This is a genomic window from Allobosea sp. GW821-FHT03A12, from assembly GCF_058986765.1.
Genome location: NZ_JBYSVZ010000003.1, coordinates 15,230 through 31,261 on the forward strand (window position 1 = coordinate 15,230; position 16,032 = coordinate 31,261).

Here is a 16,032-nt window from a genome sequence, read left to right on the forward strand (position 1 = left end):
TCATGCGGCGTCTCCGGTCATGGCGGCATCGTCATCGGCGCCGAGATAGGCGGCGATGACTTTCGGGTTCTGCCGGATCGCCTCGGGCCGTCCCTCTGCGATCAGGGCGCCATAGTCGAGCACCAGTACATGCTGGGAGATGCCCATAACCAGGTCCATGTGGTGCTCGATGAGGAGCACGGTGACGCCGGCCTGCTGGATACGGCGGATGACTTCGCCGAGCTCATGCGTCTCCTGCGGGTTGAGGCCGGCAGCCGGCTCGTCGAGCAGCAGGAGCTTGGGCCTAGACGCCAGCGCGCGGGCGATCTCGAGCCGCCGCTGCAGGCCATAAGGCAGGCTCTTCGCCGGCTCATGAGCGCGCTCGCCGAGACCGAGATCGGCGAGCAGCGCCAGCGCGTCGGCGCGAGCCGTGGCCTCCGCGCGGCGGCTCGACGGCAGGCCGAGCAGCGAGGCGGCAAAGCCGGTCTCGATATGGCGGTGCGCGCCGAGCAGGACATTGTCGAGGGCCGAGAGCTCGCCGAACAGCTTGAGGTTCTGGAAGGTGCGGGCGATGCCGAGCGCGGCGACGCGGTGCGCCTGCCAACCGGCGATCTCCTGGCCCTCGAAGCGGATCGAACCACTGCCCGGCGCGACATGGCCGGAGAGCAGGTTGAGCAGTGTCGTCTTGCCGGCGCCGTTCGGGCCGATCAGCGCATGGACCTTGCCGGCGCTGATCGCGAAGGAGACGTTGCGCACCGGCACGATGCCGCCATAGGCCTTGTAGAGATCCTTTACGACGAGGATCTCGCCGCTCGCCGCCGCTGCTGAGGTTGCAGCCAGAGCGCTATGGCCAGGGACTGTGGGCGGAGCCACCTTCCGCGACCGCCAGCGCGTCCCGAGACCTGAGACCGCTCCGGCGATGCCGTTCGGCATCAGATAGAGCGAGAACAGCAGGAGCGCGCCATAGGTGAAGTGCTGCAGCGCCGGCCAGCGCGCCAGCCAGGCATCGAGCAGGGTCAGGATCACGGCGCCGAATAGCGGCCCGTAGAGCGAGCCCGAGCCGCCGAAGATCACCACGACCAGCAGGAAGATCGAGAGGTTGAAGGTGATGAAGTCGGAGTTGAAATACTGGTTCTGCTGCGCGACCACGGCGCCGGCGAGGGCGCAGGTCACCGCCGAGATCACGAAGGCGAGCGTCTTGGCGCGCACGACGGAGATGCCGACCGACTGCGCCGCCGGCTCGGCCATCTGCACGCCAAGGAAGGCGCGGCCATAGCGACCGGCAAGCAGTGAGCGCAGCATCAGATGGGTGGCGATGCAGAGCGTGCCGACGAACCAGACCCAGTGCAGATTGGTGAAGCTGACACCGGCGAGTGAGGGCGCGCTGATGCCGTAGAAGCCGGCCTGTCCCTTGAAGATGTCGGTCCATTCCGTGACGATCTTCTCGACGACGATGCCGAAGCCGATCGTGACCATGGCGAGGCTCGGGCCGGAGACGCGCACCGAGGGCATGGCGATGACCAGGCCGAAGGTCGCGCCGAAGCCGCAGGCCAGCAGCAGCGACAGCCAAGGGGAGAGGCCCCATTCGATATTGGCGATCGCCGCCGTATAGGCGCCGACGGCGAAGAGCCCGGCATGCCCGAGCGACTTCTGGCCGGCATAGCCGACGAGCACGTTGAGGCCGGCGGCGGCGAGATAGTTCACTCCGATCGTGAACAGGATCTGCAGGTAGAAATCGTTGAAGCCGAACAGGGGCACGAGCGCGAGGGCCACCGCCAGCGCCGCCACCCCGATGGCATGGGCGAGCGCGGGCATCAGATCTTCTCCACGCTGCGCGCGCCCATCAGCCCGCCAGGCCGAACGACGAGCACGATGATGATCAGCAGGAAGATGGTGATCTCGCGCATCTCGGCGCGCCAGAGCCCGACCAGCGCCTCGACGATCCCCAGCAGGAAGCCGCCGAGCATGCAGCCGCGCGGGCTGGTCAGGCCGCCGACGATCGCGGCCGAGAAGGCCTTCAGCGCGATGCCGAGGCCGATGAAGACGGAGGCCGTGGTGATCGGCGCGATCAGGATGCCGGCGAGCCCGGCGAGTGCCGAGGAGATGACGAAGGCGAGAATGACGATCGTTTCGACATTGATGCCGACGATCGCCGCTGCCTGCGGGTTGAAGGCGACGGCGCGCAGCGCCTTGCCGAAGCGGGTCTTGCGCAGGACGATGTCGAGCCCGACCATGACGGCGACCGCGACGACGGCGATCAGCACCTCTTGCGGGCGGATGCCGGCGCCGGCGATGCGCCAGACCTCGGAGCCGAGCGGCGAGGGCACCGCGATCGAGGCCGGGCCCCAGATCGCCAGCGCGGTGTTCTGCATGATGATGCCGAAGCCGATCGTGCTCAGCACCCAGTTGAGGCCGCCGGCGCCGACGAAGGGCTTGATCGCGCAGTAATAGAGCGCGATGCCGATGGCGCCGACCACGACGACACTGGCGATCGTCGCCAGCACATAGGCCGTCATCGTCATCTCGGCCTGGGTCAGATTGCCGAAATGCGGCTTGCCGGCCGCCAGCAGCAACAGGGAGACGCCGACCAGGCTGCCCGGGACGAGGAAGGCGCCCTGGCCGAAATTGAAGGTCTTGGTCGTGGCGTAGGTGATGTTGAAGCCGAGCGCGATCAGCCCATAGATCGCGCCCAGCGCCAGACCGCTGGCCAGAGCTTGAAGGAATGCCGTCATCGTCTCTCCGCCATGACCAGCCAAAGCCGCTCCAACCTCGTCATGCTCGCCCTTGTGGCGAGTATCCACGTCTTGAACACCGCATTCGATCGATCAAGCGAAGACGTGGATGGTCGGCAAAAGGCCGACCATGACGGGCGGAAGCCCGATGGAGACGTCAGCGCTTCAGATCAGCCGCTGTCAGGCCCTTGACCACGGCGTCGTCGAGCTTGACGACGCGGCCGTCCTTCCACTGTGCGAGGTGGAAGTCGGCGACGCCGAGCGCCTCGTGCTGCTCCTTGCTGAAGGGCTTCTCGTATTTCTTGATGATGCCCTGCACCGCGCCGAGGTTCTCAAGCGCAGCCTGCAGCTTCGGGCCATCGGTGCCGTCGGCCTGCTTGATCGCGGCGGCGATCAGCATCACCGCGTCATAGCCCTGCGCCGCCGAGACGAAGGCCGGCATGCTCGGATGCTTGGCGACGAGGCGCTTGTGCAGCGCGGCCGCCCGGTCGCTGGCATCCTCGGTGGTCGAGGCCGCGAAGATGGTCTTCTCGGCGAGCTTGGGGCCGGCGATGTTGACCAGCGGCGTATTGATCGAGCCCCAGGTCGAGAGCAGGCCGGGGTAGTAGTCCATTTTCTCCATGCTCTTCAGCACCTGCGCGGTGGCATCCGCGAGCGAGCCGGTGATGATCATGTCAGCGCCGGCCGCCTTCAGCTTGGCGAGCTGCGAGGTCATGTCGGTGTCCTTCGGCCCGAACTTCTCGATGCCGACCGGCTTGATGCCGTGCAGGGTCAGGATCTCCTGCAGGTCCTTGGTCGCCGCCTGGCCGTAGCCGGTGGTGTCGGCGATGATCGCGATGTTCTTGCTCTTCGAGGCCTTGACCGCATAGGCGGCGAGCAGAGCGAGCTGCTCGCGATCGACCATCGACACCCGGAAGATGTAGTTCTGCGGCTCCTTTGCGTAGCGGGCGGTGATGTCGGTCGCGGTCGCGACATGCGAGATCACCGGCACCTTCTTCTGCTGCGGGATGTGCAGCCAGGCGAGGGCGTTGCCGGAATTGGTCGGGCCGACCACGGCGGCGACCTTCTCGTTGTCGATCAGCTCATTCATGTTCTGGATCGACTTCGGCGGCGCGCCGGCATCGTCTCTGATGACGCCGACGACCTTGCGGCCGAGGACGCCGCCTTGGGCGTTGAGGTCGTCGATCGCGGCCTGGAAGCCGTAGAGGCCGGAGAGGCCGAGCTCGGCCGCGCCGGAGGCCGACTGGTCGGCGTTGTAGCCGATCTTGATCTCGTTCTGCGCGAGCGCCGGCAGCGCCAGCGCCATGCCGGTCGAGACCAGCAGGGCACCGAGCGTGCGGCGGGTGATGCGATTGTCCATGAACGTTCCTCCGGTTGTCGTCCGCTTGCTGCGGTTCTGTGGTGAGTCGTGAAAAAGGTCAGCCCTTGCGTCGCTCGGCGAGGAGCTCGCGCGCCCGGTCGACACGGACATCGTGGGTGCGGGCGAGTTCGGCCGCGATCGCCTCGACCTCGGCGCCTTCGGCTCCGGCGACGATGGCGATGTTGCGGGCATGCAGCGCCATGTGGCCGCGCTGGATGCCCTCGGTCGCCAGCGCCCGGAGCGCCGCCATGTTCTGGGCGAGCCCCACAGCGACGGTGACTTCAGCCAGCTCCTGCGCGCTGGTGACGCCGAGCAATCTCAGTGCCCATTGCGCCAGCGGATGGGTCTTGGTGGCACCGCCGACCAGGCCGAGCGCCATCGGCAGCTCGATCGAGCCGACGAGATTGCCGTCCTTGTCCTCTTCCCAGGTCGTCAGCGAGGTGTAGCGGCCGCTGCGGGCGGCATAGGCGTGAGCGCCGGCTTCGATGGCGCGCCAGTCATTGCCGGTCGCGACCACGACGGGGTCGATGCCGTTCATGATGCCCTTGTTGTGGGTGGTGGCGCGGTAGGGGTCGATCGCGGCGAAGGTATAGGCGTCGAGCATGCCGTCGATCATCCGCCGCCCGGAGAATTCCTTGGTTGCCAGCGCCGCCTCGGGAATGCTGACGCTGGCGCGCGCCAGCCTGAGATCGGCGAGGTTGGAGAGGATGCGCAGGCGCACCGTGCCGCCGGTGATGCGCTCGACGATCGGCGCCACCGTCTCGGCCATGGTGTTGACGGTGTTGGCGCCCATCGCGTCGCGGACATCGACGAGCAGGTGCATCACCACGATCGGGCCGCGCGGCGTCTGCGGGAAGACATGGACCTCGATGCCCTGGCAGCCGCCGCCGAGCGAGACCAGCACCTTGTCCTTGGCGTTGGCGGCGGCGACGATCTCGCCCTGGGCCGCCAGCAGCTTGTGGCGCGCGCCCTCGGGATCACCGACGCCGAGCAGCTGGACCTGCGCCCGCATGATCGGCCGGTCGCTGGAGGTGCGGAAGCCGCCGGAGCTACGAGCGATCCGGGCCATATAAGACGCGGCGGCGACGACGGAGGGCTCCTCCACCGCCATCGGGATCAGGTAATCCTTGCCGTTGACGGTGAAATTGGTGGCGATGCCGAGCGGCAGCTCGAAGGTGCCGACGACGTTCTCGATCATGCCATTCGCAAGGGTGAGCGGCAGCGCGCCAGGCTGAGCCAGCAAGGCGCGGTCGTCATCGGCCAGCCCGGCCGCCGCAACGGCCTGCCCCAACCGCTCGGCGCAGCTCAGATTGCGATAGTTCTCGATGCGCGAGTTCACCTCACGCCCGGCGGCGCTCTGCGCCTCGGCCGTCACCATGTCGTGTCCTCCCCAGCCGGGGTTTTTGCTGCGCCGCGCGATGGGCATCGGCGCTTCTTCGGTTGACAAGCTCGGACAATCGCCGGAGAGCGGCAAGGCACAATTTCTGCAATGTCCCATTCTCTGTACCAGTTGATTGACTGGTACAGATGCGAGGCTCGATGGACGAGCAGGCCGACAGCAACCGCACCGGCGCGATCGTCGCCCGGATCAGCCGGATGATCGACGAGGGGCTGCTCCAGCCCGGCCGGCGCATGGCCTCGCTGCGGCTGGCGGCCGGCGAATACGGCGTCTCCAAGAACACCATGGTCGAGGTCTATGACCGGCTCGTCGCCAGCGGCCGGCTGGAAGCCCGCCGCGGTGCCGGCTTCTATGTCCGCGCGCCCGGGCAGCGGCCGAGCGAGGCGCCGCCGCCGCATATGAGCGAGGCGATCGACATCGTCTCGCTGCTGCGCGAGCAGCTCTGCCAGGTCCATCCCGTGCGCGTCGGCGACGGCCGCCCGCCGCGCTCCTGGATGGAGGATTCAGAGCTCGGGCGGCACTTACGCGTGCGCAGCGGCAAGGGCGACCTGCCGATCGAGCACGGCTATGGCGATCCGGTCGGCTATGCCCCCTTGCGCACGCAGATCGGGCTGATGCTGGCCGAGCGCTCGATCCAGGTCTCGCCGGCGCAGATCCTAATGACCTTCGGCGCCAATCACGCGCTCGACCTGATCATCCGCCAGTTGCTGCAGCCTGGCGACACCGTGCTTGTCGACAGCCCCGGCTATTACCCGCTCTTCGGCAAGCTGAAGCTCGCCCGCATCGAGATGGTCGGCGTCAGGCGCTTAGCCGACGGGCCTGACCTCGACGATCTCGCCGTGCAGATCGCGCGACATCGGCCGAAGGTGTTCTTCACCCAATCACTGGCGCACAATCCGACAGGCGGCTCGATCGCCCTGCCGATCGCCCATCGCCTGCTGCAGCTCGCCGCCCAGCACGATCTCATCATCGTTGAGGACGATCCTTTCGCCGACGTGATGCCCGCGAGCGCGCCGCGGCTCGCAGCGCTCGATCAATTGGAGCGGGTGATCTATCTCGGCACCTTCTCGAAGACGCTCTCGGCGAGTCTCCGCATCGGCTACATCGCGGCGAGCCCGGCGCTCGCCCGCTCACTCGGCGACATGAAGATGCTGACCGTGGTCAACTCGTCGGGATATCTGGAGCGGCTGGTCAGCGACCTGATCGCCAGCGGCCAGTATCGCCATCATCTCAAGCGCCTGAAGGAGCGGATCGGCAAGGCGACCCGCACCGCCTTCAGCGGGTTGGAGCGTCTCGGCCTGCCGATCTTCTCGCGCCAGGGCGGCGGTTATTATCTCTGGGTCGGGCTGCCGCCGGGGTTCGACGACCTCGCGCTGGCGCGCCGCGCCTCGGAGCAGGGTATCTTCATCGCGCCCGGCACGGTCTTCATGCCCGAGCGGCACCAGCCCGAAGGCGATGAGAGGGCAGCCGGCATGCGGGTCAACGTCGCCTATGCCGACGATCCCGCCTTCATGGCCTTCCTCCAGGCCGAATTAGCGTGACGGGCCGCGGCGGCCGGGAAGCCCCGTTCAGCTGAGCTTGGGCCGGGGCTCGACGATCGAGCCGAGCAGGCGGTTCTTGCCGGCCAGGATATGCGCTTCGGCGACCCGCGCGGCCTCCGGCGCGTCTCCGGTGCGCAAGGCCTGGACCAGAAGCCGGTGCTCGCCATTGGAGGCGCGCATCGCGCCCGGCCGAACGAGTCCGCGGCGGCGGAACAGATGCAGCTGCCGCTCGAGCTGCGACCAGAGCTCGGTGACCTTGCCGTTGCCGCAACTCTCGACGAGCTGGTCGTGGAAGGCGCCGTTGAGCGGGTAGAACGCATCGATCGCATCCGCCTCGACGGCCTCGTCCATCCGGTCGACGAGGTCCTGCAGCGCCGCGAGCTGGGCGCCGGTGATATGGCCGATCGCCTGCCGGGCGGCCATGGCGAACAGTGTGGCGCGCAGATCGTAGATGTCGAGCACCTCCTTGACGGAGAGCTCGGTGACGAAGACGCCGCGGTTGAGGATCGTCCGCAGCAGGCCGTCGCGTTCGAGCAATCGCGCCGCCTCCCGGATCGGGCCGCGGCTGACGCCGAGCCGTAGCGCCAGCGCGCTTTCGTTGATGCGCTCGCCCGGTTCGAGCTCGCCCGTCGCGATCAGCCTTTCGATCTCGGCTTGCACCATCGGCACATGCGAGGCGGTGCGCGGTTTGCGTTCCAAGAGGCGACTCCGGCCGGGGTGATGACTGTCAGCGATTCGAGGCGCCGAGGCCCACGTCGTCGTCAGTTTATCGGGTGGGGCGAGAATGGAAACCCCGAAACGGCCAATGGCGCAACGATTCAGGGTCATCTTCTTCGTGATTGTTGACAGTTTGAGTCTTGCGTGTTCAAACTGCCAACAGTTGATGCGACGGCCATGGGCGAAGGTGTGCCCTGGCGGTCGACGATCAGCACGGGTCGTTTCCGCGCCGCCGGGTTCCGGCGTTGCAGTCGGCATTCACGGGAAAGAGCGCTTGATGAACACAGAGATCGAAGACCGTCCGCTGCTTGCGCTGCTGCTGGGAGACGCCACCGGCATCGGGCCGGAGATCGTGGCTCGGGCCTTGTATGACGGCCGCATCCAAGCGCTGGCGCGTCTCGTCGTGGTTGGCGATGCTCGTGTCTTCGAGCTCGGCATGAAGGATGCCGGCGTCGCGCTGAACTATGTCCGCATCGGCAAGCCGCGCGAGTTCGCCGCGGCCAAGGGCGCCATCCCCCTGATCGATCTCGGCAATGTCGACCCGGAGGCCTTTCCGCGTGGGCGGATGTCGGCCGAGTCCGGCCGTTTGACGGGCGACACGCTTAAGGTCGCGATCGGGCTGGCCGAGCGCGGCGAGGTCGAGGGCGTCACCTTCGCGCCGCTCAACAAGCAGGCCCTGAACGCCGGTGGCTGGCACTATCCCGACGAGCACAAGATGTTCGCGGCTCTCCTGCGCCATAACGGGCACTTCTCGGAGATGAACGTGCTCGACGACCACTGGATGTCGCGCGTCACCTCGCATGTCTCGCTGCGCACGGCGCTCGACCAGGTCACGCATCAGAACATCGTCGACGCGATCAGGCTGACCGATCGGACCTTGCGCAGTGCCGGCGTCGAGACGCCGCGCATCGCTGTCGCCGCGCTCAATCCCCATGGCGGCGAGGGCGGCCTGTTCGGCAGCGAGGAGATCGAGATCATCAAGCCGGCTGTCGAGGCGGCCGCGGCGACCGGCATCGACTGCTCCGGCCCCTATCCAGCCGACACCATCTATCTGAAGGCCTTCGAGGGGCTCTATGACAGCGTGGTCGCGATGTATCACGACCAGGGCCAGATCGCGACGAAGCTCCGGGGCTTCAACCGCGGCGTGACCATCACCGCCGGGCTCGCCACCGTCTTCACCACCCCGGCGCACGGCACCGCCTTCGACATCGTCGGCCAGGGCCGCGCCAATACCGGCGCGCTCGAACGCGCCGTCGAGCTCGCCGCGAAGATCGCCCGCGGCCGGCGCGCCGAGCGGGTTCCTGTTGCGACCGCGGCAGAGTGAGGCGGTGCCATGAGCGGTCAATCATCCCGCCCGCGTACCCTCTACAACAAGATCGTCGACGCGCGCTGCGTCGCGGAACTCTCCGATGACGGGCTGGTCCTCATCTATGTCGACCGCACCGTCATCAACGAATACACCAGCCCGCAGGCCTTTTCGGGCCTGCGGGAGGCGGAGCGGCCGGTCTGGCGCCCGCGCAGCGCCCTGGCAGTGGTCGATCATGTCAATCCGACCGCGCCACGGCGTTCACGTGCCATGCCAGATGAAGCCGCGGCGCGGCAGGTCGATTATCTCCAGCGCAACGCCGCCGATTTCGGCATCGAATTGTTCGACGTGCTGGACCGTCGCCAGGGCATCGAGCATGTCGTCGCACCGGAGCAAGGCCTGATCCAGCCGGGGATGGTGATCGCCGCCGGCGACAGCCACACCACGACCTATGGCGCCTTTGGCGCGCTCGGCTACGGCATCGGCACCTCCGATATCGAGCATATGCTGGCGACGCAGACGCTGGTCTATCGCCGGCTCAAGAACATGCTCGTGCGGGTGGACGGCGCCCTGCCGCTCGGCGTCACCGCCAAGGACGTCGTCATGGCGCTGATCGCCCGGATCGGAGCGGACGGCGCGACCGGCTTCGCCATCGAATTCGCGGGCTCTGCGATCGCGGCGCTCAGCGTCGAGGGACGGATGACGATCTGCAACATGGCGGTCGAATGTGGCGCCCGCGGCGCCCTGATCGCGCCGGACGAGACCGTCTTCGCCTCTATCCAGGACCGGCCACGAGCGCCGAAAGGCGAGCTTTGGCAGGCGGCGCTGCGGCATTGGCGCAGGCTGCGCAGCGATCCCGGTGCGGTCTTCGACCGGACCATCGCGATCGACGCCGCCTCGCTGGAGCCGATGGTCACCTGGGGGACGAGCCCCGACCAGGCCGGCCCGGTCAATGGCCGGGTTCCGGCGCCGGCGCAGGAAGCCGACCCGTCGCGCCGGGCCGCCGCCGAGCGCGCGCTCTCCTATATGGATCTCGCGCCGGGCACGCCCTTCGAGGCGATCGCGATCGATCGCGCCTTCATCGGCTCCTGCACCAATGCCCGGATCGAGGATCTCAGGGACGCCGCCCGCGTCGCCCGCGGCCGCAAGGTGGCGCAGGGCGTGCGGGCGATGGTGGTGCCTGGCTCGACCGCGGTGCGCGCCCAGGCCGAGGCGGAAGGGCTCGCCGCGATCTTCGAGGCGGCCGGCTTCGAATGGCGGCAATCGGGCTGCTCGCTCTGCCTTGCGATGAACGACGACGTGCTCGCTCCCGGCGAGCGCTGCGCCTCCAGCACCAACCGTAATTTCGAAGGCCGGCAGGGCAAGGGCGGGCGCACCCATCTGATGAGCCCGGCCATGGTCGCCGCTGCCGCGATCGCCGGCCGGATCGTCGATGCCCGCAGCTTCGCGGAGGCGCCCCATGGCTGAGCCCTTCGTCGCCGTCAGCGGCATCGCCGCCTCGTGGCCGCAGCCGAATGTCGACACCGACGTGATCATGCCCAAGCAGTTCCTGAAGGGCATCGACCGCACCGGGCTGGCGCGCGGGGTGTTTCACGACCTGCGCTTCGATCCGGCCGGAGCGCCGCGCCCCGGCTTCGTCCTGAACCAGGCGCCATGGCAGGAGGCGCGCTTCCTCATCGTCGGCCCGAATTTCGGCTGCGGCTCCAGCCGCGAGCATGCGGTCTGGGGGCTGCTGCAGCTCGGCATCCGTGCGCTGATCGGCACCAGCTTCGCCGGCATCTTCTTCGACAACTGCCGCAACAACGGCCTGCTGGCGCTCGCGCTGGAGCCCGCGCGGGTCGCCGAGCTCGGCGCGCTGGCGGGGCAGACCGCGACCGCCGCCATGACCATAGACCTGCCCAGCCAGACCATCACGGCTGCCGGCGGTCACATCTGCCGCTTCGAGATCGATACGGCCCGCAAGGAAGCGCTGCTCGGCGGGCTCGACCCGATCGGCCTGACGCTGCAGCGCGCCGCCTCCATTCGGAGCTTCGAACGGGCGCTCGCCGAGCGCGAGCCCTGGACCTTCGCCTGACCTGACAGGCAGCACATCGCGACCAAGCGGGGCTGCCGGCGACCAAGACAACGATCACGGGAGGATACCGAACCATGGCCATCGCACTGGAAGCACATCCGCATCACGCCGTGCGCGCGCCGCGCCCGCTCTGGCGCCACCCCAATGTCCTGATCATCGTCGCCGTGGCGCTCGGCGCCTTCGTCGGCTGGCTGAACCCGCCGCTCGGCGCCAATCTGAAGCCCCTGGCCGACGCCTTCATCGGCTTCGTCAAATTGCTGATCGCGCCGATCGTCTTCCTCGTCGTGGTCACCGGCATCGCGCAGGTCGGCGACATGCGCAAGGTCGGCTCGATCGGGCTGAAGGCCTTCGTCTATTTCGAGGTGGTCACCACCTTGGCGCTGGCGATCGGGCTGCTGGTCGGCAACTGGGCGCAGCCCGGCGCCGGCGTGACGCCGCCCGGGGCGGGAGCGGCCAAGGAGGTCGCGCGCTACGTCAAGGACGCTGCGCCGATGTCGTTCTGGGACTTCTTCTTCAAGCTGCTGCCCGACAACCTGATCCACCCTTTCCTCACCGGCAATCTCGTCCAGATCCTGATCATCGCGATGCTGGCGGGAGCCTCGCTGCTGGCGCTGGGCGAGCGCGGCAGGCCGGTGTCGGACGCGCTCGACCACATCACCCAGCTCGTCTTCAAGGCGATCTCGATCGTGATGATCGCCGCGCCGCTCGGGGCCTTCGGCGCGATCGGCTACACCGTCGGCAAGTTCGGGATCACGACCTTGCTGGCGCTGCTGAAGCTGGTGTTGACCGCCTATGTGACGATGGCCCTGTTCGTCGTCATCGTCCTCGGCCTGATCTGCCATTTTGCCGGCTTCAGCCTCTGGAAGATCCTCAGGGCGATCAAGGAGGAACTGCTGGTGGCGCTGGCCACCTCCTCCTCGGAAAGCGTGCTGCCGCAACTGACGAAAAAGCTCGAGCAGCTCGGGGTCTCGCGCGCCGTGGTCGGCCTGGTGCTCCCGACCAGCTATTCCTTCAACCTCGACGGCGTCGCGCTGGTGCTGCCGATCTGCGTGCTCTTCATCGCCCAGGTCTTCGGCGTGCCGCTCTCCTTCGAGCAGCAGATCGGCATCCTCATGCTGATGCTGCTGACCTCAAAGGGCGCCGCGGGCGTGACCGGCGCGGCCTTCGTCACGCTTGCCGCGACTGTCGCCGCGACGGGCATCCTGCCGCTCGAAGGCCTCGCTCTCGTCCTCGGTGTCGACCGCTTCCTCTCAGAGGCCCGCGCCATCACCAATGTCACGGGCAATGTCGTCGCGACGCTGGTCGTCGGCAAATGGCAGGGCGAGTTCGACAGGGAGCGCGCGCGGGAGATCCTGCGCTGAATCTGCGAACGGCCTGCGATGACTGGCGCTGCCGAGAGGGGGCGCCATGTCCGTGGCGAGAACCGCTCAGTCGATGTCGGCTGGCGTCAGGCGGCGGACATGGCGTCGCAGCACGGTCTCGAACGTCGCCAGCGCCGGCGAGATCGAGCGGCCGCTGGGCCGGATCAGGACGATGTCGCGCGCGATCGTCGGGTTCGCCAGCGGCCGGGCGAGGACCCGGCGATGCGGCGCCGCCGCCCGCGCATAGGTCGGCAGCACGGCGACGCCGAGACGCGCTTCGACCAGGGCCAGGGCGGTGGTGATCTGCGCGACCTCGTAGGCCGGCACCAGCGGGATGCCGACGGTCTCATAGGCGACCTCGACCAGGAGCCGGATGCCGCTGTCGCGGGTCAGCGTGATCAGCGGCTCGTTCTGCAGCTCGTGCCAGTCGACACTCGTATCGGCGAAGCGGCTGCCGGGGCTGCAGAACAGCATCAGCTGGTCGCGCGCCATCGGGATGCGCTCGATCCCGTCCTCGACGGCGGCGAAGGTTCCGAGGCCGCAATCGACCCGGTTCGTCCTGACGGCCTCGATAATCGTGTCGGTGCGGGCATCGAGCACCGCGACCTGCACCCCGGGGAAGCGCTCGCGCATCTCGGCGATCGCCTCGGGCAGGATCGCCGCCGCCAGCAGGGGCGGGGCGGCGACGGTGATCTTGCCGCGCCGGCGTTCGGCGAGGTCGTTGGCGTTCTGGATTGCGAGATCGAGGTCATGGACGATCTTGGCGCTGGCGCCCTGAAATTCCCGGCCGCCCTCGGTCAATTCGACCCGGCGCGTGGTGCGGTCGAACAGGCGAATGCCGAGCGCCTGCTCCAGCTCGCGCACCAATTGCGACAGCGCCGGCTGCGCCATGTGCAGACGCTCCGCGGCCTTGGTGAAGGTGCCTAGCTCGGCAACGGCGAGGAAGGCCTGGATCTGTCGGAGTGTGACCGCCATGCCGATTTATAAGCACGTGATCTGAATTCAGACAAATAAGCGGAATTCCATATGGTCATGGCAGCGGCCATCATGCCTCGACATCGCGCCGCTGGCCGCTCCGTTCGAGGCTTTCCATGACCGCCTATCCCGACCTCAAGCTCTATATCGGCGGCGCCTGGCGCAAGACCCCCGACAGCCTGCCGGTGCTCAACCCGGCCGACGAGAGCGTGATCGGCGCTGTTCCCGTTGCGGCTCGCGCCGATCTCGACGATGCGCTGGCGGCAGCCAAGGACGGCTTCAGGGTCTGGAGCCGGATCTCGCCGCGTGCCCGTGGCGAGATCATGCTGAAGGCGGCGGCGCTGATGCGGGCCCGCATCGACGAGATCGCCCATGCGATCACGCTGGAGCACGGCAAGCCCTTCGCCCAGGCGCAGCTCGAGGTGATCCGTGGCTGCGAGTTCTTCGAATGGGACGCGGCCGAGGGCCAGCGCACCTATGGACGGGTGATCCCGAGCGAGCCCGGCATCAAATATGTCGTGATGCACCAGCCGATCGGCATGGTTGCGGCGTTCTCGCCCTGGAACTTCCCGATGAGCCAGCCGGCGCGCAAGATCGCCGGGGCGCTCGCCGCTGGCTGCTCGATCATCCTGAAGGCGGCCGAAGAGACGCCGGCCGGGGCGCTCCACATCGCCCGCGCTTTGCACGATGCCGGCCTGCCACCCGGCGTGTTCAACCTCGTCTTCGGCGTGCCTGCCGACATCTCCTCCTATCTGATCCCGCAGGAGCAGACCCGGCTGATCGCCTTCACCGGCTCGACCGCGGTCGGCAAGCATCTGACGCGGATCGCCGCCGACCATATGAAGCCGGTGCTGATGGAGCTCGGCGGCCATGCTCCCGTGATCGTCTGCGACGATGTCGACCCGGTGGCGGCGGCGATGGCCTCGGCGATCCGCAAGTCGCGCAATGCCGGCCAGGTCTGCACCTCGCCGACCCGCTTCTTCGTGCAGGAACCGATCTACGAGGCCTTCGCCAGGACTTTCGCCGAGAAGGCGCGTTCGGTCGTGGTCGGCAACGGCCTCGATGCCGGAACACAGATGGGCCCGGTCGCCAATCATCGCCGCATCGAGGCGATGGAGGTGCTGGTCGCCGACGCCAAGGCGAAGGGCGCGCGCGTGCTGGCCGGCGGTGAGCGCATCGGCAATCGCGGCTATTTCTTCCCGGTGACCGTGCTGGCCGATGTGCCTGACGATGCCAGGGTCATGCGCGAGGAGCCGTTCGGGCCGCTGGCGGTGATCAACCCGGTCTCGACGCTGGACGATGCGATCGCCAAGGCGAACGGCCTGCCTTTCGGCCTCGCCGCCTATGCCTTCACCCATTCCGCCAGCCGGGCCGATCGCCTCGCCGACGAGATCGAGGCCGGCAACGTCTCGATCAACACGCTGGAGGCCTCGGTCGCCGAGGTGCCCTTCGGCGGCGTCAAGGACAGCGGCTATGGCCGCGAGGGCGGCGCCGAGGGACTCTCGCACTACACGATCATCAAGAACGTCTCGCACCGCATGGCGATCTGACCGGTGGGCGACAAGGAGGCAGCCGCATGAAATACGCCAGGAAGGACGCGAAGGCTTACACCCGCGCCAATATGAGGGGCATCTGGGCGGCCGCGCTCACCCCCTTCACCCAGTCGCTCGTCATCGATGAGGACGGTTTCCGCGAGAACATCCGGCACTGGACCGACGATCTCGGCATCGACGGCCTGTTCATCGCCGGCAAGCAGGGCGAATTCTTCGCGATGTCGGTCGAGGAGCGCAAGCGCAGCTTCGAGCTCGCGGTCGAGGCCACGGCCGGCCGCGGCCAGACGATCATGTCCTGCTCCGACCAGAACATGGACGTCGTCATCGATCTCGCCAAGCACGCCCAGAAGGTCGGTGCCGACTACATCGTCGTGCACGCGCCGATCCTGCATTTCTTCAAGGCGCAGGATGAGACGCTCTACGAATACTATCGGACCATCGCCGAAAAGGTCGACATCGGTATCGCGCTCTGGAGCCATCCGGATTCGGGCTATCTGATGAGCCCGCAGCTCTGCAACCGCCTCGCCGATATCGAGAACGTCGTCGCGATCAAGTACAGCGTGCCGCGCGCCATGTATGCCGAACTGACGAGGCTCGCGGGCGACCGCATCCTGGTGAGCACCGCCTCCGAGGAGGAATGGCTCGACAACATCGTCGAGCTCGGCTGGCAGGTCTATCTCTGCTCCTCGCCGCCCTATCTGATCCAGACGGCGGCCGATCGGCGCATGCGTGAGTACACCGATCTCGCCTTCGCCGGCGAGGTCGAGAAGGCGCATGCAGTGCGCGACAGCCTGAATCCCGTGCGCGAGGCGCTGCGGACGACGCGGCCGGCCGAGAAGCCGCATGCGCATCAGAAATACTGGCAGGAGCTGCTCGGGCAGGTCGGCGGACGGGTTCGGCCGCCAATGCTGGAGCTGACCGAGGCCGAGAAGGCGGCGACGCGGGCCGCTTTCGAGAGCTGCGGTCTGAAGCTCGCCGCTGGCCGGCCTTTGGCGAAGGCTGGCTGAAACACGGTTCGGATGGAACAACCGGGAG

13 protein-coding genes are annotated in these 16,032 nt (G+C 67.7%); 7 read left to right on the forward strand and 6 right to left on the reverse strand.

All coding sequences use genetic code 11. The annotated features are described in order from the left end of the window. From AC3WLC_RS07880 to AC3WLC_RS07895, 4 genes are all read right to left on the reverse strand, one after another. Nucleotides 1-1,794, reverse strand: a complete 1,794-nt coding sequence (locus tag AC3WLC_RS07880; RefSeq protein ID WP_493683381.1) for a branched-chain amino acid ABC transporter ATP-binding protein/permease — start codon at nt 1,792-1,794, stop codon at nt 1-3. Next, nucleotides 1,794-2,711: a branched-chain amino acid ABC transporter permease gene (locus tag AC3WLC_RS07885; RefSeq protein WP_476817087.1), complete on the reverse strand. Its 918-nt coding sequence runs from the start codon at nt 2,709-2,711 to the stop codon at nt 1,794-1,796. The genes AC3WLC_RS07880 and AC3WLC_RS07885 overlap by 1 nt, the downstream gene beginning before the upstream one ends. 157 nt (nt 2,712-2,868) lie before the next feature. Continuing rightward, nucleotides 2,869-4,071, reverse strand: a complete 1,203-nt coding sequence (locus AC3WLC_RS07890; protein ID WP_493683382.1) for an ABC transporter substrate-binding protein — start codon at nt 4,069-4,071, stop codon at nt 2,869-2,871. A gap of 58 nt (nt 4,072-4,129) precedes the next feature. Next, nucleotides 4,130-5,449 (reverse strand): hydroxymethylglutaryl-CoA reductase, degradative, encoded by a 1,320-nt coding sequence (locus AC3WLC_RS07895; protein ID WP_493683383.1) that lies wholly within the window; start codon nt 5,447-5,449, stop codon nt 4,130-4,132. Between the two features lie 161 nt (nt 5,450-5,610). Here AC3WLC_RS07895 and AC3WLC_RS07900 point away from each other — a divergent pair, with 161 nt between their 5' ends. Next, a complete protein-coding gene (locus tag AC3WLC_RS07900) occupies nt 5,611-7,011 on the forward strand; it encodes an aminotransferase-like domain-containing protein (protein WP_493683384.1) in 1,401 nt (466 codons plus the stop codon). Between the two features lie 27 nt (nt 7,012-7,038). Here AC3WLC_RS07900 and AC3WLC_RS07905 read toward each other — a convergent pair whose 3' ends face one another. Further along, the gene (locus AC3WLC_RS07905) at nt 7,039-7,710 is read right to left on the reverse strand and encodes an FCD domain-containing protein (protein WP_493683385.1); all 672 of its coding nucleotides are present in this window, start codon (nt 7,708-7,710) and stop codon (nt 7,039-7,041) included. Nucleotides 7,711-8,005: 295 nt separating this feature from the next. Here AC3WLC_RS07905 and AC3WLC_RS07910 point away from each other — a divergent pair, with 295 nt between their 5' ends. The 4 genes from AC3WLC_RS07910 (at nt 8,006) to dctA (ending at nt 12,469) form a co-directional block, all read left to right on the forward strand. Then, nucleotides 8,006-9,052: a PdxA family dehydrogenase gene (locus tag AC3WLC_RS07910; RefSeq protein ID WP_493683386.1), complete on the forward strand. Its 1,047-nt coding sequence runs from the start codon at nt 8,006-8,008 to the stop codon at nt 9,050-9,052. A gap of 9 nt (nt 9,053-9,061) precedes the next feature. Next, nucleotides 9,062-10,501 carry a 3-isopropylmalate dehydratase large subunit gene (gene leuC, locus AC3WLC_RS07915; RefSeq protein WP_493683387.1) on the forward strand — a complete coding sequence of 480 codons (1,440 nt, stop codon included), beginning with the start codon at nt 9,062-9,064 and terminating at the stop codon, nt 10,499-10,501. Then, complete coding sequence (gene leuD, locus AC3WLC_RS07920) at nt 10,494-11,108, forward strand: 3-isopropylmalate dehydratase small subunit (protein WP_493683388.1); 615 nt, start codon at nt 10,494-10,496, stop codon at nt 11,106-11,108. Before leuC ends, leuD begins: the two co-directional genes overlap by 8 nt. A 74-nt stretch (nt 11,109-11,182) precedes the next feature. Further along, nucleotides 11,183-12,469: a C4-dicarboxylate transporter DctA gene (gene dctA / locus AC3WLC_RS07925; RefSeq protein WP_493683389.1), complete on the forward strand. Its 1,287-nt coding sequence runs from the start codon at nt 11,183-11,185 to the stop codon at nt 12,467-12,469. A gap of 66 nt (nt 12,470-12,535) precedes the next feature. Here the strand turns inward: dctA and AC3WLC_RS07930 are convergent, their stop codons facing one another. Then, the gene (locus tag AC3WLC_RS07930) at nt 12,536-13,444 is read right to left on the reverse strand and encodes a LysR family transcriptional regulator (protein WP_493683390.1); all 909 of its coding nucleotides are present in this window, start codon (nt 13,442-13,444) and stop codon (nt 12,536-12,538) included. Nucleotides 13,445-13,560: 116 nt separating this feature from the next. On the opposite strand from AC3WLC_RS07930, the gene AC3WLC_RS07935 reads away from it, so the two are divergent. After that, nucleotides 13,561-14,994 (forward strand): NAD-dependent succinate-semialdehyde dehydrogenase, encoded by a 1,434-nt coding sequence (locus tag AC3WLC_RS07935; RefSeq protein WP_493683391.1) that lies wholly within the window; start codon nt 13,561-13,563, stop codon nt 14,992-14,994. Nucleotides 14,995-15,020: 26 nt separating this feature from the next. Beyond that, the gene (locus AC3WLC_RS07940) at nt 15,021-16,004 is read left to right on the forward strand and encodes a dihydrodipicolinate synthase family protein (RefSeq protein WP_493683392.1); all 984 of its coding nucleotides are present in this window, start codon (nt 15,021-15,023) and stop codon (nt 16,002-16,004) included. The last annotated feature ends 28 nt before the right edge of the window (nt 16,005-16,032 follow it).

What these genes read in the sequence shown, in the direction of transcription:
- AC3WLC_RS07880 (WP_493683381.1), bottom strand. Translation starts at nt 1,794, where the DNA reads ATGCCCGCGCTCGCCCATGCCATCGGGGTGGCGGCGCTGGCGGTGGCC.
- AC3WLC_RS07885 (WP_476817087.1), bottom strand. Translation starts at nt 2,711, where the DNA reads ATGACGGCATTCCTTCAAGCTCTGGCCAGCGGTCTGGCGCTGGGCGCG.
- AC3WLC_RS07890 (WP_493683382.1), bottom strand. Translation starts at nt 4,071, where the DNA reads ATGGACAATCGCATCACCCGCCGCACGCTCGGTGCCCTGCTGGTCTCG.
- AC3WLC_RS07895 (WP_493683383.1), bottom strand. Translation starts at nt 5,449, where the DNA reads ATGGTGACGGCCGAGGCGCAGAGCGCCGCCGGGCGTGAGGTGAACTCG.
- AC3WLC_RS07900 (WP_493683384.1), top strand. Translation starts at nt 5,611, where the DNA reads ATGGACGAGCAGGCCGACAGCAACCGCACCGGCGCGATCGTCGCCCGG.
- AC3WLC_RS07910 (WP_493683386.1), top strand. Translation starts at nt 8,006, where the DNA reads ATGAACACAGAGATCGAAGACCGTCCGCTGCTTGCGCTGCTGCTGGGA.
- leuC (WP_493683387.1), top strand. Translation starts at nt 9,062, where the DNA reads ATGAGCGGTCAATCATCCCGCCCGCGTACCCTCTACAACAAGATCGTC.
- leuD (WP_493683388.1), top strand. Translation starts at nt 10,494, where the DNA reads ATGGCTGAGCCCTTCGTCGCCGTCAGCGGCATCGCCGCCTCGTGGCCG.
- dctA (WP_493683389.1), top strand. Translation starts at nt 11,183, where the DNA reads ATGGCCATCGCACTGGAAGCACATCCGCATCACGCCGTGCGCGCGCCG.
- AC3WLC_RS07930 (WP_493683390.1), bottom strand. Translation starts at nt 13,444, where the DNA reads ATGGCGGTCACACTCCGACAGATCCAGGCCTTCCTCGCCGTTGCCGAG.
- AC3WLC_RS07935 (WP_493683391.1), top strand. Translation starts at nt 13,561, where the DNA reads ATGACCGCCTATCCCGACCTCAAGCTCTATATCGGCGGCGCCTGGCGC.
- AC3WLC_RS07940 (WP_493683392.1), top strand. Translation starts at nt 15,021, where the DNA reads ATGAAATACGCCAGGAAGGACGCGAAGGCTTACACCCGCGCCAATATG.